This is a genomic window from Rhizomonospora bruguierae (assembly GCF_018397995.1).
GTDB lineage: Bacteria > Actinomycetota > Actinomycetes > Mycobacteriales > Micromonosporaceae > Rhizomonospora > Rhizomonospora bruguierae.
Window position 1 is genome coordinate 16,763 of the sequence record NZ_BBQH01000049.1, and the last position, 26,986, is coordinate 43,748.

22 protein-coding genes and 1 pseudogene are annotated in these 26,986 nt (G+C 74.9%); 8 read left to right on the forward strand and 15 right to left on the reverse strand.

Translation table 11 applies throughout. The features are described 5' to 3' along the window. Positions 1 to 89: 89 nt before the first annotated feature. The 3 genes from KJS59_RS22880 to KJS59_RS22890 form a co-directional block, all read right to left on the reverse strand. Entirely contained in the window at positions 90 to 2,213 is a 2,124-nt protein-coding gene (locus KJS59_RS22880; RefSeq protein WP_213455021.1) for a HelD family protein, read from the reverse strand. 186 nt (positions 2,214 to 2,399) lie between these two features. Continuing rightward, entirely contained in the window at positions 2,400 to 3,290 is an 891-nt protein-coding gene (locus KJS59_RS22885) for an alpha/beta fold hydrolase (protein WP_249714738.1), read from the reverse strand. A gap of 136 nt (positions 3,291 to 3,426) precedes the next feature. After that, positions 3,427 to 3,756: a hypothetical protein gene (locus KJS59_RS22890; protein WP_213455023.1), complete on the reverse strand. Its 330-nt coding sequence runs from the start codon at positions 3,754 to 3,756 to the stop codon at positions 3,427 to 3,429. A gap of 109 nt (positions 3,757 to 3,865) precedes the next feature. Between KJS59_RS22890 and KJS59_RS22895 the strand changes: the two genes are divergently transcribed. After that, positions 3,866 to 4,993: a glycosyltransferase gene (locus tag KJS59_RS22895; protein ID WP_213455024.1), complete on the forward strand. Its 1,128-nt coding sequence runs from the start codon at positions 3,866 to 3,868 to the stop codon at positions 4,991 to 4,993. Next, positions 4,990 to 5,733, forward strand: coding sequence for a class I SAM-dependent methyltransferase (locus KJS59_RS22900; RefSeq protein WP_213455025.1), 744 nt, complete (start codon positions 4,990 to 4,992; stop codon positions 5,731 to 5,733). The genes KJS59_RS22895 and KJS59_RS22900 overlap by 4 nt, the downstream gene beginning before the upstream one ends. 37 nt (positions 5,734 to 5,770) lie before the next feature. Here the strand turns inward: KJS59_RS22900 and KJS59_RS22905 are convergent, their stop codons facing one another. Genes KJS59_RS22905 through KJS59_RS22915 form a run of 3 tightly spaced genes read right to left on the reverse strand, consistent with a single transcriptional unit; the run spans position 5,771 to position 10,611 of the window. Further along, the gene (locus KJS59_RS22905) at positions 5,771 to 6,718 is read right to left on the reverse strand and encodes a lysylphosphatidylglycerol synthase domain-containing protein (protein WP_213455026.1); all 948 of its coding nucleotides are present in this window, start codon (positions 6,716 to 6,718) and stop codon (positions 5,771 to 5,773) included. A gap of 7 nt (positions 6,719 to 6,725) precedes the next feature. Beyond that, positions 6,726 to 7,733, reverse strand: a complete 1,008-nt coding sequence (locus tag KJS59_RS22910; RefSeq protein WP_213455027.1) for a glycosyltransferase family 2 protein — start codon at positions 7,731 to 7,733, stop codon at positions 6,726 to 6,728. Beyond that, on the reverse strand, positions 7,705 to 10,611 hold the full coding sequence (locus tag KJS59_RS22915; RefSeq protein ID WP_213455028.1) for a YfhO family protein: 2,907 nt from the start codon (positions 10,609 to 10,611) through the stop codon (positions 7,705 to 7,707). The genes KJS59_RS22910 and KJS59_RS22915 overlap by 29 nt, the downstream gene beginning before the upstream one ends. Positions 10,612 to 10,936: 325 nt before the next feature. On the opposite strand from KJS59_RS22915, the gene KJS59_RS22920 reads away from it, so the two are divergent. From KJS59_RS22920 to KJS59_RS22935, 4 genes are all read left to right on the forward strand, one after another. Next, positions 10,937 to 11,428, forward strand: a complete 492-nt coding sequence (locus tag KJS59_RS22920) for a DUF3145 domain-containing protein (RefSeq protein ID WP_213455029.1) — start codon at positions 10,937 to 10,939, stop codon at positions 11,426 to 11,428. A 104-nt stretch (positions 11,429 to 11,532) separates the two neighbouring features. Beyond that, on the forward strand, positions 11,533 to 13,263 hold the full coding sequence (locus KJS59_RS22925) for a glycoside hydrolase family 3 protein (RefSeq protein WP_213455030.1): 1,731 nt from the start codon (positions 11,533 to 11,535) through the stop codon (positions 13,261 to 13,263). A 153-nt stretch (positions 13,264 to 13,416) separates the two neighbouring features. Continuing rightward, the gene (locus tag KJS59_RS22930; RefSeq protein WP_249714740.1) at positions 13,417 to 14,406 is read left to right on the forward strand and encodes a glycosyltransferase family 2 protein; all 990 of its coding nucleotides are present in this window, start codon (positions 13,417 to 13,419) and stop codon (positions 14,404 to 14,406) included. Beyond that, positions 14,403 to 16,700 carry a hypothetical protein gene (locus tag KJS59_RS22935; RefSeq protein ID WP_213455032.1) on the forward strand — a complete coding sequence of 766 codons (2,298 nt, stop codon included), beginning with the start codon at positions 14,403 to 14,405 and terminating at the stop codon, positions 16,698 to 16,700. Before KJS59_RS22930 ends, KJS59_RS22935 begins: the two co-directional genes overlap by 4 nt. On the opposite strand, the gene KJS59_RS22940 is transcribed toward KJS59_RS22935, so the two are convergent. The 7 genes from KJS59_RS22940 to KJS59_RS22970 all read right to left on the reverse strand — a co-directional run bounded on the left by KJS59_RS22940 (position 16,676) and on the right by KJS59_RS22970 (position 22,810). Further along, positions 16,676 to 17,338, reverse strand: coding sequence for a class I SAM-dependent methyltransferase (locus tag KJS59_RS22940; RefSeq protein ID WP_213455033.1), 663 nt, complete (start codon positions 17,336 to 17,338; stop codon positions 16,676 to 16,678). The genes KJS59_RS22935 and KJS59_RS22940 overlap by 25 nt on opposite strands. A 115-nt stretch (positions 17,339 to 17,453) precedes the next feature. After that, complete coding sequence (gene fabF, locus KJS59_RS22945) at positions 17,454 to 18,677, reverse strand: beta-ketoacyl-ACP synthase II (RefSeq protein ID WP_213455034.1); 1,224 nt, start codon at positions 18,675 to 18,677, stop codon at positions 17,454 to 17,456. A 58-nt stretch (positions 18,678 to 18,735) separates the two neighbouring features. Continuing rightward, positions 18,736 to 18,978 (reverse strand): acyl carrier protein, encoded by a 243-nt coding sequence (locus KJS59_RS22950; RefSeq protein ID WP_213455035.1) that lies wholly within the window; start codon positions 18,976 to 18,978, stop codon positions 18,736 to 18,738. 46 nt (positions 18,979 to 19,024) lie between these two features. Further along, positions 19,025 to 19,969, reverse strand: a complete 945-nt coding sequence (locus KJS59_RS22955; protein ID WP_213455036.1) for a beta-ketoacyl-ACP synthase III — start codon at positions 19,967 to 19,969, stop codon at positions 19,025 to 19,027. Continuing rightward, the gene (locus tag KJS59_RS22960; protein ID WP_213455037.1) at positions 19,969 to 20,919 is read right to left on the reverse strand and encodes an ACP S-malonyltransferase; all 951 of its coding nucleotides are present in this window, start codon (positions 20,917 to 20,919) and stop codon (positions 19,969 to 19,971) included. Before KJS59_RS22960 ends, KJS59_RS22955 begins: the two co-directional genes overlap by 1 nt. A 138-nt stretch (positions 20,920 to 21,057) precedes the next feature. Continuing rightward, complete coding sequence (locus tag KJS59_RS22965; RefSeq protein ID WP_213455038.1) at positions 21,058 to 22,257, reverse strand: PucR family transcriptional regulator; 1,200 nt, start codon at positions 22,255 to 22,257, stop codon at positions 21,058 to 21,060. Then, entirely contained in the window at positions 22,241 to 22,810 is a 570-nt protein-coding gene (locus KJS59_RS22970; protein WP_376771243.1) for a LuxR C-terminal-related transcriptional regulator, read from the reverse strand. Before KJS59_RS22970 ends, KJS59_RS22965 begins: the two co-directional genes overlap by 17 nt. Before the next feature lie 553 nt (positions 22,811 to 23,363). On the opposite strand from KJS59_RS22970, the gene KJS59_RS22975 reads away from it, so the two are divergent. Then, entirely contained in the window at positions 23,364 to 23,903 is a 540-nt protein-coding gene (locus KJS59_RS22975) for a hypothetical protein (protein WP_213455039.1), read from the forward strand. A 21-nt stretch (positions 23,904 to 23,924) separates the two neighbouring features. Here KJS59_RS22975 and KJS59_RS22980 read toward each other — a convergent pair whose 3' ends face one another. Together KJS59_RS22980 and KJS59_RS22985 are read right to left on the reverse strand one after the other, a co-directional pair. Beyond that, positions 23,925 to 24,536, reverse strand: coding sequence for an adenylate/guanylate cyclase domain-containing protein (locus tag KJS59_RS22980; protein WP_213455040.1), 612 nt, complete (start codon positions 24,534 to 24,536; stop codon positions 23,925 to 23,927). Positions 24,537 to 24,612: 76 nt separating this feature from the next. Then, positions 24,613 to 25,839: a S8 family peptidase gene (locus tag KJS59_RS22985; RefSeq protein ID WP_213455041.1), complete on the reverse strand. Its 1,227-nt coding sequence runs from the start codon at positions 25,837 to 25,839 to the stop codon at positions 24,613 to 24,615. A 47-nt stretch (positions 25,840 to 25,886) separates the two neighbouring features. Here KJS59_RS22985 and KJS59_RS22990 point away from each other — a divergent pair. Beyond that, positions 25,887 to 26,986, forward strand: a pseudogene (locus KJS59_RS22990) (hypothetical protein); the annotation flags it as partial.

Genomic DNA, 26,986 nt, shown 5'->3' on the forward strand with positions numbered 1-26,986 from the left:
TGTGTGCAACTGTACGCGGACGCCGGCCGCACGCGTACCACCGAGCGGGCACATGCGGGCCCGGCGGCGCTACCGGCCCGGCGGCGCCGTCACCCGCGCACGTCGACGGTGGTGAGCCGCTGCGTGGCCCGGGACAGCGCGACATAGAGCGTCCGCGCACCCGCATCGGTGCGCTCACGGATCTCCCCGGGGCGCACCAGCGCCACCCCGTCGTACTCCATGCCCTTCGCCTCCAGGCTGGTCACCACCTGGAGCCGCTCGGGAGCCAGCCCGGCCAGCCAACCGGCCACCTCGTCCCGGCGCGGGACCGGGGTGATCACCCCGACCGTCCCCTCCACCTCGGCCAGCAGCTCGACCGCCGCCGCGCGCACCGCCTCCGGCAGCTCGCCCGCCGCGGCCACGACATGCTTCGGGGACACCCCGGTGGAGCGCACCGCGCGGGGTAGGTCCGCGTCCGGGGCGACCTCGCGGATGACCTTCGCCGCCTCGTCGAAGATCTCCGCCGAGTTCCGGTAGTTCGTGGTCAGCGTGTACCCGTGCCGGCGCCGCCCGGCCAGCGCGGCGTCCCGCGCCCGGGCCAGTTCGGCGGCGTCGCCGGTCCAGGCGCTCTGCGCCGGGTCGCCGACCACCGTCCAGGACGCCAGCCGGCCCCGGCGCCCGAGCATCCGCCACTGCATCGGCGACACGTCCTGCGCCTCGTCCACCACGATGTGCGCGTACTCGCGGTAATCCTCGGGGCGGCGTACCGCCTGCGCCCGGGCGGCCCGCACCCGATCGGCATACGTGGTGACCTCGCGGATGCCGTCCCGCACGTGGAACGGGTCGCCGGTCGGCTTGCGCCGCCGCGCCTGGAGCGACTTGCCCAGCAGCTCGTCCAGCTCGTCCAGCAGCGCCACGTCGGCCACCGTCGGGCCCCGCTCGGCCAGCTCCCGGTACGAGGCGGCCAGCGCCTCGACCTCCGCCGGGGTGAGCACCTGACCCGCGTACCGGCGCAGCCGCTCCGGGTCGGCGAGCCACCCCAGCACCTGGATCGGGCGCAGCATCGGCCACCAGGCGCGCAGGAAGGCCCGGAACTCCTCCCGCTCGGACAACTCGTCCTCGAACTCGATCTGGCTCGGCAGGGTCGGCACCCGCAGCCGCTGCGCCTGCGCCCAGAGCGCGTCGAACAGCCCGTCGATGCCGGCCCGGCGCACCTCGTTGCGGCGGACGCCGCGCGGCAACGCCCGGAAGAGGATCGGGTCCAGTTCCTGCCGACCCAGGCGCAGCAGCGAACCCCGGTACAGCAGGCGAAGCTCGGTGGGTGCGCCCGGCACCGGGGCCCGGACCACCCGGTCCAGCACCTTCCGCATCCGCAGCGACCCCTTGACCGCGGCGACCCCGGTCGGGTCGGTGCGGCCCGCCTCGTACCCCGGAACCAGCGAACCCAGCGAATGCAGGGTGGCCGCCTCCTCGCCCAGCGACGGGAGCACGGCCGCGATGTAGTTCACGAACACCGGCGACGGGCCGACCACGAGCACACCGCCGCCGGCGAACCGGGCGCGGTCCGAGTACAGCAGGTACGCGGCGCGGTGCAGGGCCACCGCCGTCTTCCCGGTGCCCGGCCCGCCGGAGACGACCGTGACCCCCGAGCCGGGGGAGCGGATCGCCTCGTCCTGCTCCCGCTGGATGGTCGCCACGATGTCGCGCATCCCGCGGCCGGTGGTGCGGGTGAGGCTGGCCAGGAGCGCGCCGTCGCCGACCACGGCCATGCCCTCCGGCGCGGCGCCCGGGTCCAGCAGTTCGTCCTCGATGCGGGTCACCCGCTCGCCGCTGGACGAGATCGTCCGCCGCCGCACCACGCCCCGCGGGTCCGCCGCGGTCGCCTGGTAGAACGCCGCCGCGGCCGGTGCCCGCCAGTCGATCACCAGGGGTTCCGCGTTCTCCCCGCGCACCCCCAGCCGCCCCACGTGCAGCGTCTCGCCGTGCGCCAGGTCCAGCCGGCCGAAGACCAGCCCCTCGTGCTCCGCGTCCAGCGCGTGCCGGCGCCGGGCCGCGTGGAACACCATCGCGTCCCGCTCGACCAGCGAGCCGTAGTTGCCCACCCGGGCGATCCGGTACCCGTCCCGCTCCGCCCGCACCGCCGCCTCGCGCAGTTGGGCCAGCCGGGCGTACACCCGGTCCACGTGCCGCTGCTCGACGGCCATCTCCTGCTGCAGCGTGCTTGCGTCGGTCAACGGGCTCTCTTTCGGTGTGCCTCCGCGCCCGGCACGGCCAGCGGAGATGGGCCTTCCGACAGTACGCTGTGCGGGCCCGTACCGGATCGATCAACCGTGTGGTCCCGGGCACGGCCGAGCGGCTACGCCTCCCGTGGATGCCCCGGGCGGGTGACCCCGCGCCGGCCACGGCACCCCGGCGTCCGTTCAGGCGGCGGGGCGGGTGGCCACGCCGGCGACGGCACCGGCGATGGCCCGGGTGACCTCATCCGGGCGTTCGAACATCAGCATGTGCCCCGCGCCCGGCAGGACGTGCAGGTCGGCGCCGGGCACGGCGGCGGCGATGGAGCGGGCGCAGGGCGGGGGCGTGAGGCGGTCGCGGTCGCCGACCAGGATGGTGGTCGGGATCGGGGCGATCGCCGCCAGCGTGTCGAGGCGCCGCTGGGCGCCGACCGACGCGCGCAGGCCGCCGATGGAGCACAGCGGGGCCCGGGCGACGGTGGCGGCGGTGCGCCGCAGGTCAGCGGGGTCGCAGACCTGGCCGAACAGCAGCCAGCGCAGGCCCGGACGCAGGGCCGGTTGCAGGACCCGGTGCGGGCGCCAGTGGCCACCGAACGCGAGGACCCGGGCGCTCGTGGTCTCCGCCATGCGCACCAGCGTGGTCAGCGGGGCCGGCAGGCCGTACGCGGTGTGCGCGTGCCCCTCGGCGGTGGTGGAGACGAGCACCAGGCCGTGCACGCGCTGCCCGAACTCCCCGGGGTGGAGGTGGGCGTACTCCATGATGGTCATCCCGCCGAGCGAGTGCCCGACCAGGATCAGCCGCCCGGCCGGGTTCACGTGCCGCACCACCTCGGCCAGGTCGTCGCCGAGCCGCTCAAGGGTGGCGGAGCGGCGCCCGCCGAGGCCGGAGTCGCCGTGGCCGCGCGCGTCGTAACTGACCAGGCGGGTACCCGGCGCCAGCGCCGGCAGGGCGTCGAGCTGGCGGTGCCAGGTGGCACCGTCGAGCGTCCAGCCGTGCAGGAACAGGACGGTAACCGGCGCGTCGGCGGGGCCGGTGTCGACCAGGTGCAGGTCGGCTCCGTCGGCGGTGGTCAGCACCCACCTCACCTCCTACCGGGTGGTAATTAAGAATGCCCTGGCGCGTCACCCCGAATCCACCGCCCGGCCGGAATTTGTCCAACGAAAAGCGCCCCACCCGCCGATGCGGCGGATGGGGCGCTCGACGAGCCTGTGCTCAGCCCTCGAAGACGCCGGCGTCGGCCAGGCGCTTCTCGGTCGCGTCCCAGCCGTGGCCCGGGTGGGCGGCGGCCAGGGTGCCCAGCTCGGTGCGGATCTTCGTGGCGTGCCCGGCGGCGGCCAGCGTGCGGATCTCCTCGACGAAGGCGTCGGAGTCCGTGCGCAGGTGCACCACCTTGCCGTTGGTCAGGTTCCGCACGTAGGCGTGCTTGCCGTTGTTGAGCGGGATGAGGTACTTGAACTCACCGAGCACGCTCAGGGCGCCGCTCGCACCGGCCTGACCGGCCCGGACGGAAGCGCGCGCGGTCTTGGAGGTGTTGCTCGCCACGGCGATTCTCCTTGCAGACTTTGCGGGGAAGGTGTGTCGCCCGCCAAACGGGCCCGGCCCAGCATACCCGAGCCGGGGGAGGGCCCCGCGTGGCCGCTACTCTATGCCGGTGCGCTGGCTCGCCTTCGGGACATATGACACCGGACGGCACCCCCGCGTCGCCGTTCTGATCCAGGGGCTGCGTGACAGCGGCGACGAGGTGACCGAGGTCAATGCCCGGCTGCCGCTGGACACCGCGGGCCGGGTGGCGATGCTGCGCCAGCCCTGGCGGCTGCCGGTGCTGGCCTGGCAACTCGGCGCCTGCTGGCTCCGGCTGATCCGCGCCGCGCGCCGCGCCCGCGCCGGCGAGCCGGACGCCGTCCTCGTCGGGTACCTGGGGCACTTCGACGTGCGGCTGGCCCGCCGGCTGTTCCGGCGCCCGCCGATCGCCCTGGACCACCTCGTCTCGGCCGCCGGCACCGGGCACGACCGGGGGCTGTCCCGCGCCGGCGGGGTCAAGCACGCGCTGCTGCGCTGGATCGACCGCACGGCGCTGGCCAGCGCGGACACGATCATCGTGGACACCGAGGAGCACCTGGCCACGCTGCCGCCGCAGGCCCGCGCCCGGGCCGTGGTCGTGCCGGTCGGCGCCGCCCACGAGTGGTTCCGCCCGCCGCCCGCCACCCGCACCGGTCCGCTGCGGGTGGTGTTCGTCGGCCTGTTCACCCCGCTGCACGGCACCGAGACCATCGGCACCGCGCTGGCCGCGCTGGCCGGCGACGACATCGAGATCACCATGGTCGGCAGGGGCCAGGACCACGGGCGCTGCCGGGAACTGGCCGCCCCGAACACCCGGGTCACCTGGCTGGACTGGGTATCCGGCGAGCGGTTGCCCGCGCTGGTGGCCGGACACGACGTCAGCCTCGGCATCTTCGGCAGCACCGAGAAGGCGCTGCGGGTGGTGCCGACCAAGGTGTACCAGGGGCTGGCCGCCGGCTGCGTCGTCGTCACGTCGGACACCGAACCCCAGCGGGCGGCCCTGGGCGACGCCGCGGTGCTGGTGCCGCCCGGCGACCCGGCGGCCCTCGCCGCCACCCTGCGCGACCTGGCCGCCGACCCCGCGAAGCTGGCCCGCCTCAAGGCCGCCGGCCACGAACTCGCGGTCAGCCGGTTCCAGGCGGCCGCCGTGGTCGCACCGCTGCGGGCGCGGGTCATGGCCCCCGCCGAGACGGTCCGCAACGAGAGGGAGACGCTGTGAGCCAGCCCGATCCGCCGCTCGCGCCCCGGGCCGCCCTGCGCTGGGCGGTGGTCCGCTCGGCCGTGGCCCGGGTCCGGCCGGCCTCGATCCTGGAACTCGGCTGCGGCCAGGGCGGCTTCGGCGTGCGCCTGGCCCGGCTGGCCGGCGGGTACACCGCGGTGGAGCCGGACGAGTCCTCCTGGCAGGTGGCCCACGACCGGATCACGCCGGCCGGCGGCACGGTGATCCACGGCGACCACCACAAGGCGCCCGACCCCGGCCGGTACGACCTGGTCTGCGCCTTCGAGGTGCTGGAGCACCTGGCCGACGACGAGGCGGCGCTGGCCGAGTGGCTGCCGCTGGTGCGCCCGGGCGGGCACCTGCTGCTCTCCGTGCCCGCCGACCCGCACCGGTTCGGGCCGTGGGACGACCTGGTCGGCCATTACCGGCGGTACTCGGGCGAGCAGATGACCGGGCGGCTGGCCGCGGCCGGCGCGGTCGACATCACCATCCGGCACTACGCCTGGCCGCTCGGGTACGCGCTGGACGCGGTCCGCGACCGGCTGGCGAAGGGCCGCCGGCCGGCGGAGGACGCCAGCACGGCGGAGGAGCGCACGGCCGGCTCGGGCCGGGTGCTGCAACCCCGCGAGCGGCTCACCGGCGCGGCGATCAAGGTGGGCATCCTGCCGTTCACCCTGCTGCAGAGCCTGTCGCCGCGGAAGGGCCCGGGCCTCGTCGCCCTGGCACGCCGCTCGGCATAGCGCCGCGCCGCCCGGCATAGCGCCGCGGCGGCGGGGTTCAGGCGCGGCGGCGGCGCAGCTGGCTGAGGGCCAGCAGCAGGTCCACGGCGGTGATGAGGGTGCGGGCGACCAGCGCCACCGCCAGCGCCGAGGCGGACGGGATCACCGTGGCGAGCGCGGCGGTGAGCGCCAGGTCCCGCACGCCCGCGCCGGCCGGCATGCCGATCGCGAGCAGGCCCAAGCAGTGCGCCAACGCGTAGCCGCCGATCACCGCCGGCAGCGCGCGCAGCGGGGCGCCACCCAGGGCCACGACGAGGATCCAGGACTGAAGGCCGAAACAGACCCAGACGAGCACCTGCCAGCCGGCGGCGGTGAGCAGCCCCCGCCACGACGGCGCGTGCTCCAGCGGCGGCCGGCGCAGCACCCCGAACACCAGGTTCAGCGCGCGGGTGAGCACCCGGGGGTGCAGCCAGATCAGGAACAGCGGCGCGATCAGCGCGACCCACCAGTACCGCCCGCTGAGCCCGGGCGCCGCCAGCGGCAGGCTGACCACGGCCAGCGGCAGCCCGACCGCCATCGCGACGACGATCGCCATCGCGCCGACGGTGATGCTGGTCCGGCGGGGGATGCGCAGGTCGCGACCCAGTTCCGCCTGGCTGAGCATGGACCACAGCGAGCCCGGCAGGTACTTGCCCAACTGGCTGAGGTAGAAGATGCGGGCCGAGTCCCGGACCGAGACGCGGGCGCCGAAGTCGGTCATCAGCGACCGCCAGACCAGCAGGCTCACCAGCATCGCCGAGAGCCCGAAGCCGAACGCGGCGACCACGCTCCACCACGACAGGTCCCGCAGCGAGACCAGCAGCCGGTCCCGGTTGCCGGCGACCGCGTAGCCGGCCGCCCCGAGGACCACGACCAGCAGCGCCCCGCGCAGCAGGGAACGCCAGCGCGGCGGGCTCACCGCCACCGGCGGTGTGGAGCGGGTGTCGCTGGCCGGAGGGGTCACCACCACCGGCTCAGTCCGCCCGCGACCGCACGATGAGGTCGGCGAGCAGCGCCACGGCCGCGATGATCAGGCCGGTGATGAACAGCAGCGTCGCGTTGGTGGTGATCCGGAAGTTGTACCGGACCACGTCCACCACCGCCTTGACCGCGCCGACCGTGAGCAGGGTCAGCGCCACCGGCATCAGGACCTTCAGCGGGTTGAAGTACATCACCATCCGCAGGACCTGGAGGATGTACCGGTACGCGTCCCGGACGAACTTGAACTTGGACGTGCCGGAGCGCTTCGCGTAGTCGATCGGCAGGTAGTCCACGGTGTGCTGGTTCGACAGGAACGACAGCGTGATCGTGGTGACGCAGGAGAACCCGGGCGGCAGCAGCCGCAGGTAGGGCAGCGAGACGTCCCGACGGAACGCGCGCAGCCCCGAGTTCAGGTCGGGGATGCGGGTGCCGGCCAGCATCTCCGCCACCTTCCGGATCACCCACTTCGCCGGTACCCGGAGGAACTTGTGGCTGCCCTGCTCGGTGGTGCGGGCCCCGACCACCTGGTCGGTCTGCGGGTTGTCGCAGAGATACTGGACGAACTCCGGGATGCGCTCGTTCGGGTACGTCATGTCCGCGTCGGTCCAGACGACGATCCGCCCGTACGCCTCCTGCGTGCCGATCCGCCGCGCCGTGCCGGAGCCCCCGTTGCGCTGGAACGGCATCAGCCGCATGTGCGGGAACCGGGGCAGCGCCTCGCGCAGCACCTGGAGCGTGTCATCGGTCGACTTGTCGTCGATGACCAGCAGCTCGTAGCTGAACGGGCTGTTGTCCATCGCCTTGCTGATCCGCTCGATCTCCTGGATCACGTGCAACTGCTCGTTGTAGCAGGGCAGCACGATCGTGACGTCCAGTTGCGAGGGGGCGCCCGGCTCGACCGGCGCGGCGGTCTGGCTCGCGTGACGCTGCTGGGGCGTGGGGGTGGTCGAGCTGTATCCGGCGCTCATCGCCTCACCAAAGACCTTCGTCGGGATCGCCACCCGGACCAGCCGAGCTTAGCCTGCCTTCGGCGCCTGGTCGGTCCGGCCCCGCCTGCCGGCGACGGCGGTGGACCGCCGCGACCCCCGCCACCGCGATCAATGCCAGCCCGGTCACGATCGTCACATACAGGCCCAGGCGGCCGTCCGTCCCCACGTACTCGAAGCGCACGGTGTGCTGCCCGGCCGGCACCGACACCGCGACGAACGCGTGGTCGGCGTTGTGCAGGGTGGCCGGCGCGCCGTCGACGGTCGCCCGCCAGCCGTGCTGGAGCGTGTCCGCCAGCACCAGGTAGCCGCCGCCCCGCGCGTCCACCCGGGCGGACATCTCGTCGGTGCCGTCGGTGATCGGGGTGATCGTCGCGGTGCCGCCGGCCGCTGCGGTGCCGGCGGGTGCGTCGAGAAGCACCTGGTCCGGTTGGAGGGTGCCGGCCGCCAGCAGGGCCAGCCGCCTGGCCGGGTCCGGCTCGACCACCGCCTGGCTCGCCCACCGCAGCCGGGGCAGGGCGTGCAGGCGCTCGTACACCACCCCGTCGGCGGTGCTCACCAGGCGCAGGCCGTCCTCCGCCCGCCCGTGGACCATGCCCAGCGCGGGCGCGCCGGCGCTGCCCCGAACGGTCAGTTCCCGCGCCGCGTGCAGAATCACCGTGGCGGTCAGCGGGGTGCCGTCCGGCACCGAGTCCGCCGCCACCGGAATGCTGAACGGCGTGCCGGCGGCCGTGTCCAGCACCCGGCGCTCGGCGCGGGCCACCTCGCGGCCGGCGTCGTCCCGGACGACCACCTCGATCCGGTCCTGCGTACCCCACCGGGCGCTGGAGGTCGGCGTCACCAGCACCGCCCGCGCGCGTCCGGTGCCGGGCAGCGGAGCCTCGACCGGCGTCTCCGGGCGCAGCGTCACGGTGCTGCCGTCGCCCCTCGGGTCGGTGGCGTCGCCGGCCACACCCGTGTCCGACTGGGCGACGAAGTAGCGGGCGCTGATCCGGTCCAGCACCGGGCTGCTCGCCGCCTTCTGGTCGAACACCACGTACGTGGGGTACAGCCGCTCGGCGCCGGGCACGTCGCGGACCAGTTCGCCGTACCGCACGTCCACGAAGGTGTGCCCGCTGGCGGAGCGGATGCGGTTCGCCGTCTCGATGCTCATCGCCACCGAGATGAACGAGCCGGCGTACCGCTCCTGCCCCAGGTGCTCCTTCAGGTACTGGTGGACGCCGCTCAGCGGGTAGAACGTGTCCTTCGGCGCGCGCGGGTAGAACGGGATGACCAGGCTCAGCGCCTGCCCGGCGACCAGCACCGCGAGCGCGCCCGCGCCGACCAGGCGCAGCCGGCGCCGGTCGGCCCGCCACAGGACCGCGGCGGCGGCGAGCGCGAGCACGAGCAGCAGCACGCCCCAGCCGAGTTGGACGGCCAGCCGGTCCAGGCGGGAGGAGCGCCCGCCAGCCGGCCCCATCGTGATCGCGCCGTGCCGGGCGGACCACAGCGACCAGGCGCTGAACCCGACCATCGCGAACAGCACGAACCCGCCCCAGGCGAGGTCCCACCGTCGGGACTTTCCGGCGCCGGCCGCGCGTCGGCGCAGCAGCAGCTCCAGGCCGACGGCGGCGAGGACGGCCAGCAGGAAGCCGAGCACGCTGCGGCCCCGGCCGACGAAGTTGCTGGCGAACAGCAGCGGCAGCCGCTGCGCCGCGGCCAACGGCGGCCCGCCGAGGTAGATCAGCGTGAACCAGCCGGCGACCGCCGCCACCAGCACGCCCCAGGCGCCCGGTGGCAGCGCCGCCCGCCCCCGCCGGGCCAGCAGCAGCGCGGCCAGCACCAGCACCAGCGCCGCCGCACCCAGGTACGACAGCGACTCGATCATGTTGACCGACCGGTACCAGTACGGCGGGCGGCCGGGGTCGGTGGAGCCGAGCGCCCACGGCGCGACCGTGGTCACCAGGGTGGCGATGGACAGGTGCTGCTCGGGGGTCTGCCCCCGGTCCCGCACGTAGGAGTGGCTCATGAACTGGAACCAGGGGATGAGCTGGAACGCGGTCAGCAGTACGCCGGCCAGGATGCCGCCGGCGGCCGCGAACAGGTCCGCGAGCACCGGCCGCCAGCGCCGCCGGTGCTCGGCCAGCGTCCGGACCAGCAGGTACGGCCCGGCCGTGGCCAGCGTGTACCCGGTGACCGCCGGGAAGCCGCCGAAGATCATCGCGGCCAGCGCCAGCGCCAGCGCGACCAGCCCCGCCGCCCGGCGCCGCTGCACGATCAGCTCCAGCGCCCAGAACACCGCCGGGATGAACGCCGCCACCCGGGTCTGCGGCCAGTTCGTCCACACCACCAGGAACGCGCTGCTGGCGAAGACCAGGCCGCCGAGCAGCGCCGCCGAGCGTCGCAGCCGCAGCCGGCGCAGGAACAGGTACGCGCCGCCGACCGCCACGAGGATCTCGGCCAGCTTCATGACGCCCGGCGCCAGCCACCCGGGCAGCAGGTAGAACACCGCCGTGACCGGCGAGGCCAGCGCGTAGTTGGGGGTGGCACCCAGCGGCGCCCCGCCCGCCACGTACGGGTTCCACGCCGCCACGTGACCGCGGCGCAGTTCGTCCGCGAACAGCAGTGTGTGCGGGATCGCCGTGTCCCACGTGTCGTCGATGAAGGTGTTCTGCGCCCGCACCTGCGCGAACTGTGGCATCTCGTTGTACGGGGCCCGGGAGACCAGTTGGTCGGTGCCGGCGAAGACGGTCTGGCCGAGCAGTGGCGAGCCGATGCCCACCAGGGCGAACGCCAGGATGAGCAGCCCTACCAGGAGGCTGAGAACGCGCTCCGGGCGGCCGGCCCGGCGGTCCGGGGTGCGGACGGCGCCCTCCGCGCTGGGGGATTCCGCCGCTGCTTTCTGAACCGCCATCACATCTTCGTCGAGTCGGACCGTTCCGGGACCTGGCCAGCCTACTTGGCCCCGGGTGACGGGCCGGTGTCGTTCGGGCAAACAGTGGTTCCTTGTCGGCGAAAGTGCCAATCGAGCCGTTGCGCTGGCGCAACGTGCGACACTCGGACATCATGGTTGCGAGTCGTTCATGAATTCGCCCGGTGTCGCGGCGCCGCGTATCCAACGCGGTGGCGGGGCGTTGAGCACACCGTCTTGAGCAGACCGTCTTGAGAAGACAACGGGCTGCGGGTGCCGCCCGCACGAGGTCGTAGGGGAAGACGTACCTCGTCGCAGGAGGTAAGCCGTGGTCACGCGTGGCGTCGTATACGTCCACTCCAGCCCGCTCGCTGTGTGTCCGCACGTCGAGTGGGCACTGGCGCGTGTCTTCGGCGCGCCGGTGCACCTGCAGTGGACATCCCAGCCCGCCGAGCCCTCTGCCCGGCGGGCCGAGCGTTCGTGGGGCGGCCGCCCCGGCACCGCCGCCCAGCTCGCCGCCGCCCTGCGCCAGTGGCCCATGCTCCGCTTCGAGGTCACCGAGGATCCCAGCCCCGGCTACGACGGCGAGCGCTTCATGTTCGTCCCGGCCCGCGGCCTGTTCCGCGCCGGCATGGGTGCCGCCGGTGACATCCAGCTCGGCGAGGACCGCCTCCGCGCACTGATGGCCGAGGCGCGCGGCCCGGAGGCCCTGGCGCACGCCCTGCACACCGCGCTGGGCACCGCCTGGGACGAGGAACTCGAGCCGTACCGTTACGCCGCCGACGGCGAGCCCGTGCCGCTGCTCACCCAGGTCGGCTGAAGCGGCGGCGCGCGTCGCATCCGCATCGTGCGTCGCGGGCGTCGTGTCGAGGCGCGGCGGGGGCGATGGGGGTCGAGTTGCCCCGATTGGCCGGAGCTGGTGGGATGGCGGGCGTGTCCCCACCAGCCCGCCGCCTGAGGGCCGGCATCGCCGCCGGGGCGCTGCTCGCCGTGGCCGCCTGCTCGAGCGGCGCCCGCGAGCCGGCCCCGACCACCCCGACCGCCCCGCCGACCGCCGCGCCGTCGTCCGTCGGCGCCGGCGACCCCGCCGCCCGCGCGGCTGAACTGGTCGCCCGGCTCGGCGACGAGGACCTGGTGGGGCAGGTGCTGATGCCGTACGCGTACGGCAGTTCCGCGACCCGGGTGAGCGGCGGCTCGGCGGCCGGGAACCGGAAGCTGGCCGGGGTGGACACGCCCGCCCAGATGGTGGCCAAGTACCGGCTCGGCGGGCTGATCCTGGTGGGCTTCTCGGCGGACGACCCGACGGCGGGGACCAACAAGACGACGAACGTGGACCGGCCGCCGCAGGTGCGCGACCTGACCGACGGGTTGCAGACGGCGGCGCGGGAGCTACCGGCCGGCGGGGCGCCCATGCTGATCGCCACGGACCAGGAGTTCGGGGTGGTGACCCGGATCGGGTCGGGCGTGACGACGCTGCCCAGCGCGATGGCGTTCGGCGCGGCGGGCGACCCGGCCGGCACGCAGGCGGCGTGGGGCGCCGCCGGCGCGGAACTGGCCGCGATGGGGGTGAACGTCGACTTCGCCCCGGTGGCGGACGTGCTGGGCGGCGGGGGCAGCGCGGTCATCGGGTCGCGGTCGTACGGCTCGGACCCGAGCCTGGCGGCGCAGCAGGTCGCGGGCGCGGTGCGGGGCCTGTCCGGCGCCGGGGTGGCGGCGACGCTCAAGCACTTCCCGGGCCACGGCCACACCACGGGGGACAGCCACGATTCGCTGCCGGCGGTGCCGGGCAACCTGGACCAGCTGACCAGCCGGGACCTGCCCCCGTTCGCGGCCGGCATCGCGGCCGGCGCGGACCTGGTGATGTCCGGGCACCTGGATCTGCGCGAGGTCGACCCGGGGACGCCGGCCACGTTCTCCCACCGGATCGTGACCGACATCCTGCGCGGCCAGCTCAAGTTCACCGGCGTGGTGGTGACCGACGCGATGAACATGGCGCCGGCGATGCGCTGGCCGCCGGGGGAGGCGGCGGTGCGGGCGCTGAATGCCGGCAACGACCTGCTGCTGATGCCCCCGGACCTGCCGGCGGCCCGGGACGGGCTGCTGGCCGGCCTGCGGGACGGCAGCCTGCCCCGGTCCCGGCTGGTGGCGGCGGCGACCCGGGTGCTGACGCTGCGGTTCAAGCTGGGGCAGCGGCAGCAGCCGGCGCTGTCGACGCTGAACTCGGCGGCGCACGCCGAGGCGGCCGCGGCGGTGGCGCGGCGCGCGGTGACGCTGCTGCGCGGGTCCTGCGGCGAGCCGCTGGTGAGCGGGGCGGTGACGGTCACCGCCGGGAAGAACTGGGAGCGGCCGGCGGCGTGGCTCGCCGAGGAACTGCGCCGGGCCGGTGTGCCGGTCGTGCGCCAGGGTGGCGCCGTCGTGCACCTGGTCGGGTACCGCGACGACGGCGGTGACCTGCGCGGGGACGCCCGGGTGACGGTGGCGATGGACACCCCGTACGTGCTGGCTTCGGCCCGGTCGCCGGTGCTCGTGGCGACGTACTCGTCCGCCCGGGCGTCGATGGCGGCCCTCGCGGCGGTGCTGGCCGGGCGGGAGCGTCCCGCCGGCCGATCGCCCGTCCAGGTGGGCAACCTGCCCCGCACCGCCTGCGCCGCCTGACCGGGCGCGGGGCGGGCCGGCCGAAGGGGGCGGCGTGGACCTGCGGCTTCGACCGCCACTGATGCGTTGAGCGTCCGGGCATCGATGCCGGTGTATCAAACGGGGCCGCGGCGGCCCGCCGTTTCCCAGCGCGGGCTGGTAGCGTCTCTTGCCGTGTCCGCGGTGCTGCTCTCGGTCGTGGTCCCCGTTTACAACGAGGAGCCCACGCTCGCGCTGCTGGCCGCCCGGCTGCGCCCGGCCCTGGACGGCATCGGTGCGGCGTACGAGGTGGTCGCCGTCGACGACGGCAGCACCGACGCCACTCCCGCCGTGCTCGCCCGGGTGCGCGCCGAGTGGCCGCAGGTGCGGGTCGTGCGGCTGCGCCGCAACAGCGGGCACCAGGCGGCGCTGCTGGCCGGGCTGCTGCGCGCCCGCGGGGAGTACGTCGCCAGCATCGACGCCGACCTCCAGGACCCGCCCGAGACCATCCCGCAGATGCTGCGGCTCGCGCGCGCCCAGCAGCTCGACATCGTGTACGGGGTCCGCGCGGACCGGCGCAGCGACAGCCGCTTCAAGCGGTGGACCGCCGGCCTGTACTACCGGCTGGTCCGGCGCATGGTCGGCAAGCACGTGCCGGCGCAGGCGGGGGATTTCCGCCTGCTGAGCCGGGCGGCCGTGGAGGCGCTGCGCGAGCTGGGGGAGAGCCGGCCGGTGCTGCGGCTGGTGGTGCCGTGGTTGGGCTTCCCCAGCGGCGAGGTCCGCTACCAGCGGGAGGAGCGGGTCGCCGGGCGCACCAAGTACCCGGTGTCCCGGATGGCGGCGCTGGCCGCGGACAGCATCACCAGCTTCTCGGCCGCGCCGCTGCGGTTCGCCACCTGGCTGGGCCTGGGCGGGGTGGTGCTGTGCGTGCTGCTCGTGCTCGGCGCGCTGCTCGCGTACGTGATGGGCGCGACCGTCTCCGGCTGGGCCTCGCTGTACGTGGCGGTGCTGTTCCTGGGTGCCGTGCAACTGCTCTGCCTGGGCCTGCTGGGTGAGTACATCGCCCGCATCTTCACCGCCACGCAGGGGCGCCCGGCGTACTTCGTCAGCTCCGACACCGCCGACGCGCCGCCCGAGGTCGAGGCGGACAGCGGCGCGCCGACCCCACTGAGGGCGGTGCGGTGACGGCCGAGGTCCGGGCCGAGGCGCGCCCCGAGGAGCCGGCCGCCCCGCCGCACCGTCGCGCCGCGCTGTGGCGCTGGCTGCCGCTGGTCGCGGGCGTCGCGTACTTCGCGGCCGTCCTGCTGCACGCCGGCACCGGTCCGCTGGCCGTGCTGCGGTACGCGTTCTACGTCGGGTACGGCGTGCTGCTGCCCGGCACGCTCGTCTACCGGGCGCTGCGCCGGCGCCCGCACACGCTGGTCGAGGACCTGACGATGGGTGCGGCGGTCGGCCTCGCCCTGGAACTGCCGGCCTGGGCGCTGGTCGCCGCCCTTGGTCTTCAGGGCTGGCTGTGGCTGTGGCCGCTGGCGGTGGTCGTCCCGTTCGTCGCCGTGCCGCGGCTGCGCGGGCACTGGCACGTACGGGGGTACGTGCCGACCCCGATCGGGTGGTCCTGGGCGGTGGCCGGCGTGGTCGCCTTCTTCACCACATACCTGTCGGCCACGTTCCTCCAGCGCAACCCGGTCCTGCCCACCGACGAGGGCACCTACCAGTACATCGACCTGGCGTACCAGTTGTCGCTGGCCGGGGAGGCGAAGAACCAGTTCCCGATGCACGTGCCGCAGGTGGCCGAGGAGCCGCTGTTCTACCACTGGTTCGGGTACGCGCACATGGCCAGTACCGGGCTGATCGGGCACATCGACCTGGTCGTGGTGGCGCTGCGGCTGGCGATCCCGGGGCTGTGCGCGCTGGCGGTCCTGCTGACGGCCGTGGTGGGGTGGCGGGTCAGCGGCAAGCCGTATGCGGGCGCGGTGGCGGCGGCGCTGTTCTGGGTGATCGGTGAGGTCAACTTCACGCACTTCGTGACCATGCCGTTCGGTACCCAGGCGTCGTTCGTGATCTGGCACGGCATGTCCATGATCTATAGCTGGGTGCTGCTGCTGGCCCTGATCGGCACGCTCGCCGACGTGGTGGACCGGCGGGTGGACCGGCCCGTGCCGGCGCTGCCGCTCGGTGCGGCGCTGGCGCTGACCGCGGCGTTCTTGCTCGCCTCAAGCGGGGCGAAGGCCAGTTCGATCCCGGTGGCCGCGGTGGCCCTGGCGATCGCCGCGCTCGGCCTGCTGGTCACCCGGCGCCGCATCCCGTGGCTGGTGGTGGTCGCGGGGTTGATGGCCGGCGGCGCCCAACTGTTCGCCACCGCCGTGCTGTACCGCTTCCAGGCGTACGGGGTGGACGTCGGGCCGCTGTACGGGCTGGAGCGTTTCTGGGCGCCCCCGCCGGCCGGTCCGCGCGGCGGGGTGCAGCAGTGGCTCGTGGTCGCCGCCGTCTGGGTCGCGTTCCTGGTCAACATGCAGTTGCGGGTGGCCGGCATCGTCCCGCTGCTGTGGCGGCGGCGCGGCCGGCTGGAGCCGGTGCAGTGGCTGCTGCTCGGCGGCGCGCTCGCCGGCCCCGGGCTGTACCTGGTGCTCATGCAGCCCAGCGACGGCAACCAGTACTTCACCCGGGCCGGGTTCGCGTTCGCCGTGCTGCTTTCCGGCTGGGGCTACGTGACCGTGTTCGAGCGGGCGGGGCTGTCGGCGCGGTGGCGGGCCGGGCTCGCCGTGGGGGCGGTCGCGGTCGCCGCCGCGCTGGTGGCGATCCAGTGGCGGTACGCCGTGCCGGCCGCCTACGACACCCCGTTCACCCCGCTGCTACCGCTGCTGAGGTGGGCCCTGGCGCTGGCGGTGATCGGCGTGCTGGCCGGCGCGGTGTGGCTGTTGCTGGCCCGGCCGCGGCTGCGCGGGCGCGGACCGGTCCTGGCGCTCACCGCGATCCTGCTCGTCGGCGCGCCCGGCCTGGTGATGGACATGAAGAAGTCCATCGAGGTGCCCAACGGCGGCGCCTACGCGAACGTGCCGATGCCGCTGTCCCGGGTCACCGCCGCGCGGTGGGTGCGCGACCACAGCGACCGGCACGACGTGGTCGCCACGAACGCGCACTGCGTGCAGGTCGTGGACGGCTGGTGCGACTCCCGGTCGTTCTGGCTCAGCGCGTACGCCGAGCGCCGGGTGCTGATCGAGGGGTGGGGCTTCGCCCCGCGGGCCGCACCGCAGAGCCCGTACAACCCGTTCTGGGACCAGGCGCTCCAGCAACTCAACGACGCCGCGTTCACCGCGCCCACCGCCGAGGTGCTGCGGGAGTTGGCGGCGCGGCACGGCGTCCGCTGGCTGGTGGTGGACCGCTCGGCCGGCGCCGAGTCGCCGGACCTGGCGGGGCTGGCCAGCAAGCGGTTCGAGACCGGTGACCTGGCCGTCTATGCGCTGCCCGAGGCCGCCTGAGCCGCCGCCGACAGCTCGGCCCCGGGCCTCGGTGCGGTCATCCGCATCAGCCAGTGGCTGGACGGCACCCGGGTCAGCCGGTCGATCACCTCGCCGTCGACCTCGGCGAACGACTCACCGGCCAGGGCGGCGAACCGCTCCGGCTCGCGGACGTGCGCGCCGCGGTCGTTCGCGGACATCCACCGCGAGATCGGGTGCTGGCCGGGGTGGAACGTCGGGTCCACCGAGATGACCCGGCCGCCCGGGGCGAGCGCCCGCGCGGCCACCCCGAGCAGGTGCCGGGACGCGTCGTCGGGCAGGTGGTGCAGCAGGCCGAGCAGCAGCACGGCGTTCGCGGGCGGCAGTTCGGCCAGGTGCTCCGCGCCGAAGATCTCGCAGCGGAACTCGGCGCCCGGCCGGCCGAACCGCTTCCGCGCGTGCGCCACGTACCGGGGCGACGTGTCGAACCCGACATACCGCACCCGCGGCAGCCGCCCGAAGTAGTACGCCGGGCCGCAGCCCACGTCGATGACCGTGTCGCCGTCGCGCAGGCCCAACTCGTCCAGGCAGCGGTAGCGCAGCCGGTCCGCGCCGACCGCGCGCTGGAGCGCCACGTACAGCGCCTCGTGCCCGAGCAGCCCCTTCACGGCGGCGAGCATCCCGCGTCCTCCCGATAGAGATCGTCGGGGCCACCGTAACCTCCGCCGGTGCGGGCGGGACGGCCACCCCGTCTCCGCCCGCCTACCGGGGGTGTCGCCGTGCGTGCCGCGCCGTTCAGGCGCGGGTGAAGATGACGGCGACGTTGTGACCGCCGAAGCCGAACGAGTTGTTCAGCGCCGCGCGGATCTCCAGGTGCCTCGCCTTGTGGGCGGCCACGTCCAGCAGCCCCTCCTCGGGGTCGTCCAGGTTGATGGTGGGCGGCACCACGCTGTCACGCAGCGCCAGGATCGTCGCGATGGACTCCACCGCGCCGGCCGCGCCGAGCAGGTGCCCGGTCATCGACTTGGTGGCGGTCAGCACCGGGTGGTCGCCGATGACCGCCCGCAACCCGGCGATCTCCGTCATGTCGCCCACCGGGGTGGAGGTGGCGTGCGCGTTGACGTGCGTGACGTCCCTCGGGTCCACGTCCGCGTCGCGCAGCGCCATCCTGATCGCCCGGGTGAAGCCGGTGCCCGCCGGGTCCGGCTGGACGATGTCGTAGCCGTCGGAGGTGAGGCCGGCGCCGGCGCACCGGGCGTACACCCGGGCACCGCGGGCGGCGGCGTGGTCGGCCCGTTCCAGGACCACCACGCCCGAGCCCTCGCCGAGGACGAAGCCGTCGCGGCCCTTGTCCCACGGGCGGGACGCCCGCTCGGGCTCGTCGTTGCGGGTGGACATGGCCCGCATGGAGGCGAAGCCGGCGATCGGAAGCGGGTGGATCACCGCCTCGGTGCCGCCGGCCACCACCACGTCGGCCCGGCCGGCCCGGATGATGTCCAGGCCGTGCGCGATCGCCTCGGCGCCGGTGGCGCAGGCGCTGGAGACGGAGTGGACGCCGGCCTTGGCACCCAGGTCGAGGCCGACCCAGGCGGCGGGGCCGTTCGGCATGAGCATCGGGACCGTGTGCGGGGACACCCGGCGCGGCCCGCTGGCCTCCAGGATGTCGTCCTGGGCGAGCAGCGTGGTGGCGCCACCGATGCCGGTGCCGACGCTGACCGCCAGCCGTTCCGGGTCCAGCCCGGAGCCGGCCAGCCCGGAGTCGGCCCAGGCCTGCCGCGCGGCGACCAGGGCGATCGCCTCGGCGCGGTCCAGCCGGCGCATCTTCACCCGGTCGATGACCTCGGATGGTTCCACCGCCAACTGCGCGGCGATCCGCACCGGCAACTGCGCCGCCCACTCCTGGGTGAGCATCGTCACTCCGGAGCGGCCGGCGAGCATCGCGTCCCAGGTCGACGCGACGTCCCCGCCGAGCGGGGTCGTCGCGCCGAGCCCGGTGACGACTACGTCGGGCTGTGCCACGACAGTTCGTCCCCCCAATGGTGCTTGGAAATCAGGGTGCTTGAATCTGGGTGCCTGGTCAGGAGTTGTTCTGGATGTAGCTGACGGCGTCGCCCACGGTCTTGAGGTTCTGCACCTCGTTGTCGGGGATCTTCACGCCGAACTTCTCCTCGGCCGCGACGACGACCTCGACCATGGACAGCGAGTCGACGTCCAGGTCGTCGGTGAACGACTTGCCCTCTGCCACGTCGTCGGGGGTCACCCCGGCGACCTCTTCGAGGATCTCGGCGAGGCCGGCGGTGATCTCGTCACGGGTGGTCATGCTGTTCCTTTCGGTGGATGTGGTTGGTGCCAGGTGGGTGCCGTGGTCACGGGCAGCGCACGACCTGCCCGGCGTACGTGAGGCCGCCGCCGAAGCCGAACAGCAGGACCGGGGCGCCCGAGGGCACCTCCCGGCGCTCGATCAGCTTGGACAGGGCCAGCGGGGTGCTCGCCGCCGAGGTGTTGCCGGACTCCACGATGTCCTTGGCGACGACGGCGTTGGGGATGTTCAGCTTGCGCACGATCGCGTCGATGATCCGCGTGTTGGCCTGGTGCGGCACGAACGCGGCCAGTTCCTCCGGCTTGACGCCGGCCTTCGCGCAGGCGGCGAGCGCCAGCGGGGCGAGCGCGGTGGTGGCCCAGCGGAACACCGCCTGCCCCTCCTGCTGGATGTACGGGCGCCACCCCTCGATCTTCAGCACGTCGCCCTTGTCCGGCGCGGAGCCCCAGACGACCGGTCCGACGCCCGGCTGGTCGCCGTCGGCGACCTCGCCGAGCACGGCCGCGCCGGCGGCGTCCCCGAACAGGATGCAGGTGGACCGGTCGGTCCAGTCGGTCACGTCGGAGAGCTTCTCCGCGCCGATGACGAGCGCGTTGCGCGCCGCGCCGGCCCGGATCGCCTGGTCGGCGGTGGCCGTCGCGTACGAGAAGCCGGAGCAGGCGGTGTTCAGGTCGTACGCGGCCGGCGCCGTGATGCCGAGCCGGTTGGCCACCCGGGTCGCCACGTTCGGGCAGCGGTCGACGGAACTGCACGTCGCCACGGTCACCAGGTCGATGTCGGACGCGGCCAGCCCGGACGCGGCCAGCGCCTTGGCCGCCGCGGCGGTGGCCATGTCCGCGACCGACTCCGCGTCGGCGATCCGCCGGGTCACGATGCCGACCCGGTCCCGGATCCAGGCGTCGTTGGTGTCCACCATCTGCGCCAGGTCGTCGTTGGTGAGGATCCGCGAGGGCTGGTAATGGCCCATGGCGAGAATGCGGGAGCCGGCCATCAGGTGAGTCCTCCGATCGAAGTGCTGGGCGCCGCGCCGTGCCGGGCGATCAGATCCCGGGCGGCGGGCAGGTCGGCCGGCGTGTTCAGGGTGACGACCTCCGGCCTGCCGGAGCCCTTCAGTTCCCGCCGCAGCAGCCCGGCCAGGGTGCCGGCCGGGGGCAGTTCGATCACACCGGTGACGCCGAGGTCGGCCAGGGCGGCCATGCACAGGTCCCACCGGACCGGCGCGGTCACCTGGTGGACCAGGCGTCGCACGAGTTCCCGCCCGTCGGTCACGGCGGTGCCGTCGTAGTTGGACAGCAGGATCCGCGCCGGGTCGGCGGCGGTGACGCCGGCGGCGATCGCGCCCAGCGCCCGCTCGGCCGGGGCCATGTACGGGGTGTGGAAGGCCCCGGCCACCTCGAGCGTCCGGACCCGCGCCCGGGCCGGCGGGTCGCCCGCGAACTTCTCCAGCTTGTCGGCGGCGCCGGCGGCGACGACCTGGCCGGCGCCGTTGCGGTTCGCCGGGTACAGCCCGTGCGCCTCGATCGCGGCGAGCACGTCCGCCGGCTCCCCGCCGAGCACGGCGGCCATGCCGGTCGGCTCCAGCGCGCAGGCGGCGGCCATCTCCCGGCCGCGCACCGCGGCGAGCGTGATCGCCGACTCCGGGGTCAGCACGCCGGCCACCGCCGCCGCGCCGAGTTCGCCGACGCTGTGCCCGGCGACCACGGCCACGTCGTGCAGCGGCACCTGCTCGGCGGCCAGCAGCGCGGCCGCGACCAGCAGCGGCTGGGTGCGGGCGGTGTCCTTGATCTCCTCGGCGCCGGCCTCGGTGCCCAGGTGGACCAGGTCCAGTCCGGCGAGCGCGGACCACCAGCGCAGCCGCGCCTCGGCGCCGGGCAGGGTGAGCCACGGCGCCAGGAAACCCGGTTTCTGGGCCCCCTGACCGGGGGCGAGTACGGCGAGCACGAGTCGACTCTGCGGGATGGGGGCCGATTGTGCGGGTAGCGACGGCCACGAAACCGCACTACATCGCTTGTACGGTTCCTACAACTCGCCCCGTCCGGCCAGTCCGAATGGATGTTCAACTATCCGTCGCGACGCGGGTCACACCGGCGTGTTTGGTGGCGGTACGCCCGGATCAAGTCGCCCGATCGCGAGCGCGACTCGCAGCGCGAACGCGTCCCGGGGAGTCAGCGGCGACAGGTCGGTGACGTCGGCGATCCGCTTCAACCGGTAACGCACCGTGTTCGGGTGCACGAACAGCGACCGGGCGGCACCCTCCAGCACCCCGCCGGCGGCGAAGAACGCGTCCAGCGTCTCCAGCAACTCCCCGCCCGCCCGCACCAGCCCGCCGTAGACGGTGTGGCGCAGCGCCCGGCGCGCGTCCGCGTCCCCGGCGAGCGCCCGCTCGGGCAGCAGCGAATCCGCCGACACGGGGCGGGGGGCGGCCGGCCACGCGGGCGCCGCCCGGAACCCCGTCAGCGCGGCGCGCGCCGACTCGGTCGCCTCGTCCAGGCTCGGCACCGCCGGGCCCACCACCACCGGGCCGGCCCCGAACCCGTTCAGCAACTTCTCCGTCGCCGCGAGCGGGTCCGCGGCCCCGCCCAGCACCAGCACCAGCCGGTCGCCGTGCACGCCGCCGATGACCTCCACGCCGAGTCGCCGGGCCGACCGGTACACCGCGTGCAGCACCGCCGCGGCCTCCCCGCCCGGGCTGCGGCCGACCGCCACCGCCACCGGCGGCGCGTCCGCCCAGCCCAGCGCGGCCGCGCGGCTGGCCAGCACGTCGGAGGAGTCGCCGCGCAGCAGCGCGTCGACCAGCAGGGCCTGGAGGCGGGCGTCCCACGCGCCCCGGGTCTCGGCGGCCCGCGCGTACACCCGGGCCGCCGCGAACGCCACCTCGCGGGAGAACTTCAGCACCGCCTCCCGCAGCGCCCCCTCCTCGCCCGGCGCCGCCAGGTGCGGGACCTGCTCCTCCACCACGTCGATGGTCACCTTGATCAGGGCGACCGTGTGCTGGAGGTTGATCGAGCGGGCCAGCGCGCGCGGTGCGGCGCTGAACACCTCGTCGGAGACCTCCTGCGTGCTGTCCGCGCCGCCGCCCCCGCGCAGCCACTCCACCAGCGACCGCACGCCCGCCTGCGCCACCAGCATCACCCAGGCGCGCTGGTCGGCCGGCAGGTCCCGGAACCAGGGCAGCGTCTCGTCCATCCGGGAGACGCTGGCGGTCGCGAGGGCCCCCGCCGACCGCTCGATCCGGCGCAGGGTGGCGCTCAGTTCGCCGCCCTCACCGCCCGCCACCATGCCCCCACCCTGCCACGCCCGGCACCCCCGCGCGCCCTCGCCCCTGGTCGAGGGGGAGGTCCTGGGCCAGCAGGGCGGCCTGGACGCGGCTGCGCAGCCCGAGTTTGGCGAGGATCCGGCTGACGTGCGTCTTCACGGTGGATTCCGCCATCGACAGCCGGTCCGCGATCTCGGCGTTGGCGAGCCCGCGGGCCAGGTGCGCCAGAACCTCGCGCTCCCGGGGCGTCAGCGCCGCGACGGCCCGGCGCACCGACTCGGCCGGCGGCGGGAGCGTGGCGACGAAGGCGCTGATCATGCGGCGGGTCACGGTCGGGGCGAGGACGCCGTCCCCGGCCGCCACCGTGCGGACCGCCGCCACCAGGGCCGGCGCGTCGGTGTCCTTGAGCAGGAACCCGGCGGCGCCGGCCCGGAGCGCGCCGAAGACGTACTCGTCCAGGTCGAAGGTGGTGAGCACGAGCACCCCGGCGAGTTTCTCGGCGACGATGGCCCGGGTGGCGGCGACCCCGTCCAGGCGGGGCATGCGCACGTCCAGCACGGCGACGTCGGGGCGCAGGTCGCGGCAGCACCCCGAGCAGCGCGATCGGCACCCCGAGGCTCAGACCCTGCCAGGCGCGGTTGACGACCAGCCCGACCGCCGCCGCGACCGCGGTGAGCGCCACGTTCGCCGCCAGCAGGCTCCGCCACAGCCGCGGCGAGCCGTACACGCAGGCGTCGTAGAGCACCTGGGTAAAGATCATCATGGTGGCCAGCGACCCGCCGAGCGCCACGTCACCCGCGAGGCCGGCCACGCCCAGCGCCAGGCTCCACCCGGTCGCCACCCGGCGCAGCCCCACCGCCACCACGACCACGACCAGGGGTACCAGGTACAGCGCGCGGCCGTGCCCGGGCAGCGGCTCAATCAGGTGGACCGCGGACAGTGTGAGCAGCACGAGCCCGAAGACCAGGCAGGTACCGGCGATGGCGATGTCCCGCCGCGCCGTGCCGCGCTCCAGTCCCCACCGGGTCACGCAACGATCACATCACGGCTGTCCATACATCCTTCGTACGACGTCGGGTTCGTCGCCGGTGCCGAGGCGGGGGCGGCGTCCGGCGGTCAGGATGGCGTCATGGTCATAGGGCTCATCATCGGCGGTGAAATCGGTTTCTGGGTGCTGCTCGCCGCCGGACTGGTCGCCCGGTACCTGGTCCGATGGCACCGGCTCAGCACGGTCCTGCTGATCGGGGTGCCCCTGGTCGACGTGGTGGTCCTCGCCGCGACCGCCGTGGACCTGCACCGCGGCGGCACCGCCACCGACGCGCACGGCCTGGCCGCCGCATACCTGGGCTTCTCGGTCGCGTTCGGCCCCAGCATGGTCCGCTGGGCCGACCAGCGCGTGGCCCACCGTTTCGCCGGCGGGCCGCCGCCGTGGAAGCCGCCGAAGCGGGGCTGGCCCCGGGCCCGCCACGAGTGGCGCGAGTGGGCGAAGGCGCTGCTCGCCGTGGGGATCTCCGGCGCGCTGCTCGGCGCCGCCATCCTCCTGGTCGGCGACCCCGACCGCACCGCCGCCCTGACCGGGTGGATCGCCCGGCTCGCCGGCCTGCTCGCCATCTGGCTGGTCGCCTTCCCGGTCTGGGCCACCGCCGCCGCAGCCGTCGGCCGGCGCTGAGCCCGGCGCCGGCGCCCGGCGTCAGGCCACCTCGGCCAGTTGGCGCGGCGCCGGGGTCAGCGGGCGGAAGTTCGGAGGCATGGCGTACGCGAGCACCTCACCGGGGACCCCCTCCAGTCGCGTGTGGAACGGCGCGGCACCGGCGACCTCCGGCCCACCCCGGGCGTGCGCCTGCGGACCGACGTACACGCGGCCGGGGCCGGCCAGGTCGCACAGTCGCTTCGCGAGGGTGACCGCGGACCCCCACACCGCGAACGCGGCCGGCTCCCAGGACGGGCTGACCAACACCTCGCCGTACTCGATGCCGACGTGCACCGGCAGCCAGCCGAGCCGGCCGGCGGGCGCGCCGGCCAGGGCCAGGCCGGCCCGGATGGCCCGGGCGGGCTCGTCGCCGCCCGGCGAGTGCAGGCCGAACACGGCCATGAAGCCGTCGCCCAGCACCTGCTGGATGGCGCCGCCGTGGGCGCGCACCAGGGTGACGAGTTCGTCCATGAGCGGCCGCACCACGCGGTAGACCTCCTCGGGGTCCACCGACTGCACCAGCCGGGTGAACCCGGACAGGTCGGCGAACAGGACGGCGACACGTCTGCGCGCCAGGTCGGGGCGATCACCGACCCATGTCAGTCCAGGCATCCGATCCTCCCTGATCAGTTACCGGATCGGAGACGGCAGCCGGGTCGGTGATACACCCTGCGCGGATCTCAACTCGCTAGGGCAGCAGCACTGCCCCAACGCCGAAGAGCGCGCCCTGCTGGGCGATTGACAACAGCGCCCGGGCGGCCGTGCACCCGTTCTCGCCGGTCCGGGCCATCCGCGCGGCGACCAGCCCGGCGAAGATCGGGGTGCTGAACGACGTCCCGCTCCAGGCGGCCATGCCGTCGAACTTGGCGTCCTGGCGCGACGGGGGCTCGTTGTAGCGGTAGGTCCCCTTCGGGTACGCGTTGACGAGGTTCTCGCCGGGCGTGTACACGTCCACCCAGCCGCCGAAGTTGCTGAACCAGGCCCGGCCGTCGAGGGTCTCGTTCAGCGCGCCCACGGAGAACGTCCACGGCGCCGCCGCCGGCCAGAACGCCTCCCGGGCGCCGTCGTTGCCGGCCGCCACGACGACCGCCACGCCCTTGTGGTGGCGCAGCCGGTTCTGGTACCAGGAGCCCAGGCCGAGCAGGCCGGTGGGCTCGAACGCGTACGTGCCGGCGGACATGCTGATGATGTCGGGCGCGTCGTCGGTCAGCGCCTCGTCCAGCGCGGTCACCAAATCGGACTCGAACGCCGCGCCGACCGGCGTGAAGACCCGCCGGACGATCACCTCGGCGGCCGGCGCGACGCGGCGCAGCACCCCCGCGACGAAGGTGCCGTGCCCCGCGTACGGGCCGAGCGCCCCGCCCGGGCCGATCGCCGGGTCGGGGTCGCCGGTGACCCCGGCGAGCCACGGGTGACTGGCGGGCGCGGCCGGGTCCAGGCCGGTGTCGATGACGACGACGCGCACGCCCTTGCCGGCGTCCCGGTCGCGGGACAGCGGCAGCGGCGCGGCGCCCGGGGCCACCGGCTCGGGCTCGGTGGCGGGGCAGTAGACGCCCGCGCCGGGGCAGATGCCGACCAGGTAGTCCAGCGAGGCGATGCCCTCGCCGAGCCGGCGGCGCACCAGGTCCCGGGTCTGGACCACGCCCTCCTCGACCCGCAGCGCGGTCACCCCGGGCACGAGCGGTGCCTCCACCTGCACCCGCGCCCGCTCGCGCAGCGTGTCGGTCACCTGGTCCAGGTAGCCGTCGCGGACCAGCAGGATGCCGCGGCGGAACAGGTGCCGCACGTCGCCCCTGGCCGCCGCCGGTGGGTCCATCTCGACCCGGTCGCCGAACTCCGAGAGGATCAACTCCACCTGCGCGTCGCGCCGGGCGCGGCGCTCGTCCTTCTTCCGTTCACCATATTCGGCACTCACGTGAACACTCCAAACTCGACCATGCTGATCTTTCTACAATGTGACCCGTGCCGGACCCCGACAGCCTCCTCACGCTGGCCCTGAACCGGCCCGCCGACGCGCTGGCGCAGGCCGAACGGCTGCTCACCGGCCGCCCGGACCCGCACTCGGCGTCCGTGGCGCACCAGGCGCGGGCGATCGTGCTACGCGACACGGGGCGCACCCGGGAGGCGATCGCCGAGCTGCGCAGGGCACTGCGGTTGGCGCAGGCCGCCCGGGTGCCGGAGCGGGTGCTGGACGTGCAGGGCACGCTGGGGCTGACGCTGGGGCTGTCCGGTCGTACCGCGGCGGGCCTGGCGGTGCTGGACGCGGCCGCGACGGGTAGCGCGGGCCGGCACGCCGGCCGGGCGCTGACCCGGCGGGCGATGCTGCTGGCGGTGCTGGGCCGGCACGCGGACGCCCTGGTGGACCTGCGCCGGGCGATCGCGCTGCTGCGCCGGGGTGGCGACACCGAGTGGGAGGCCCGCTCGCGCACCCACCGCTTCCTGGTCTACGCGGCGCTCGGCCAGGCCGCGCGGGCGGACCGGGACCTCGCCGTCGCCGAGCGGCAGCTCGCCGCGTCCGGCCGGGAGATGGAGTCCGCGACGCTCGTGCACAACCGGGCCGACGTGGCGTTCCAGGCCGGCGACCTGCCGGCCGCGCTCGGCTTCCTGGACCAGGCCGCCGCCCGGTACGCCGCGCTCGGCGTGCCCATGCCGCAGCTGGACCTGGACCGGTGCGCCGTGCTGCTCGCCGCCGGCCTGGCCACCGAGGCGCTGGCCGAGGCGGACGAGGCGGTCGCCCGGTACGCCCGGCTGGGCGGGCAGAAGATCCGCACCGCGGAGCTGCTGTTCGCCGCGGCGGGGGCGGCGCAGGCGGCCGGCCGGCACGAGGCGGCGGCCCGGCGCGCCACCGCCGCGCGGGACCTGTTCCGCGCCCAGCACCGGGAGTGGTGGCAGGCCCGCGCCACCTTCGTGCTGGTGCAGGCCCGCTACGGCGCGGGGGAGCGGGGCGGGCGGCTGCCGGCGCAGGCGAGCCGGATCGCGGACCGGCTGGCCGCGCTCGGCGCGGAGGAGGCGCTCGCCGCCCACCTGCTCGCCGGCCGGCTCGCCGCGGCCCGGGGCCGCAC

What these genes read in the sequence shown, in the direction of transcription:
- KJS59_RS22915 (WP_213455028.1), bottom strand. Translation starts at nt 10,611, where the DNA reads ATGGCGGTTCAGAAAGCAGCGGCGGAATCCCCCAGCGCGGAGGGCGCC.
- KJS59_RS22925 (WP_213455030.1), top strand. Translation starts at nt 11,533, where the DNA reads ATGGCGGGCGTGTCCCCACCAGCCCGCCGCCTGAGGGCCGGCATCGCC.
- KJS59_RS22940 (WP_213455033.1), bottom strand. Translation starts at nt 17,338, where the DNA reads ATGCTCGCCGCCGTGAAGGGGCTGCTCGGGCACGAGGCGCTGTACGTG.
- KJS59_RS22950 (WP_213455035.1), bottom strand. Translation starts at nt 18,978, where the DNA reads ATGACCACCCGTGACGAGATCACCGCCGGCCTCGCCGAGATCCTCGAA.
- KJS59_RS22955 (WP_213455036.1), bottom strand. Translation starts at nt 19,969, where the DNA reads ATGGCCGGCTCCCGCATTCTCGCCATGGGCCATTACCAGCCCTCGCGG.
- KJS59_RS22965 (WP_213455038.1), bottom strand. Translation starts at nt 22,257, where the DNA reads ATGGTGGCGGGCGGTGAGGGCGGCGAACTGAGCGCCACCCTGCGCCGG.
- KJS59_RS22975 (WP_213455039.1), top strand. Translation starts at nt 23,364, where the DNA reads ATGGTCATAGGGCTCATCATCGGCGGTGAAATCGGTTTCTGGGTGCTG.
- KJS59_RS22980 (WP_213455040.1), bottom strand. Translation starts at nt 24,536, where the DNA reads ATGCCTGGACTGACATGGGTCGGTGATCGCCCCGACCTGGCGCGCAGA.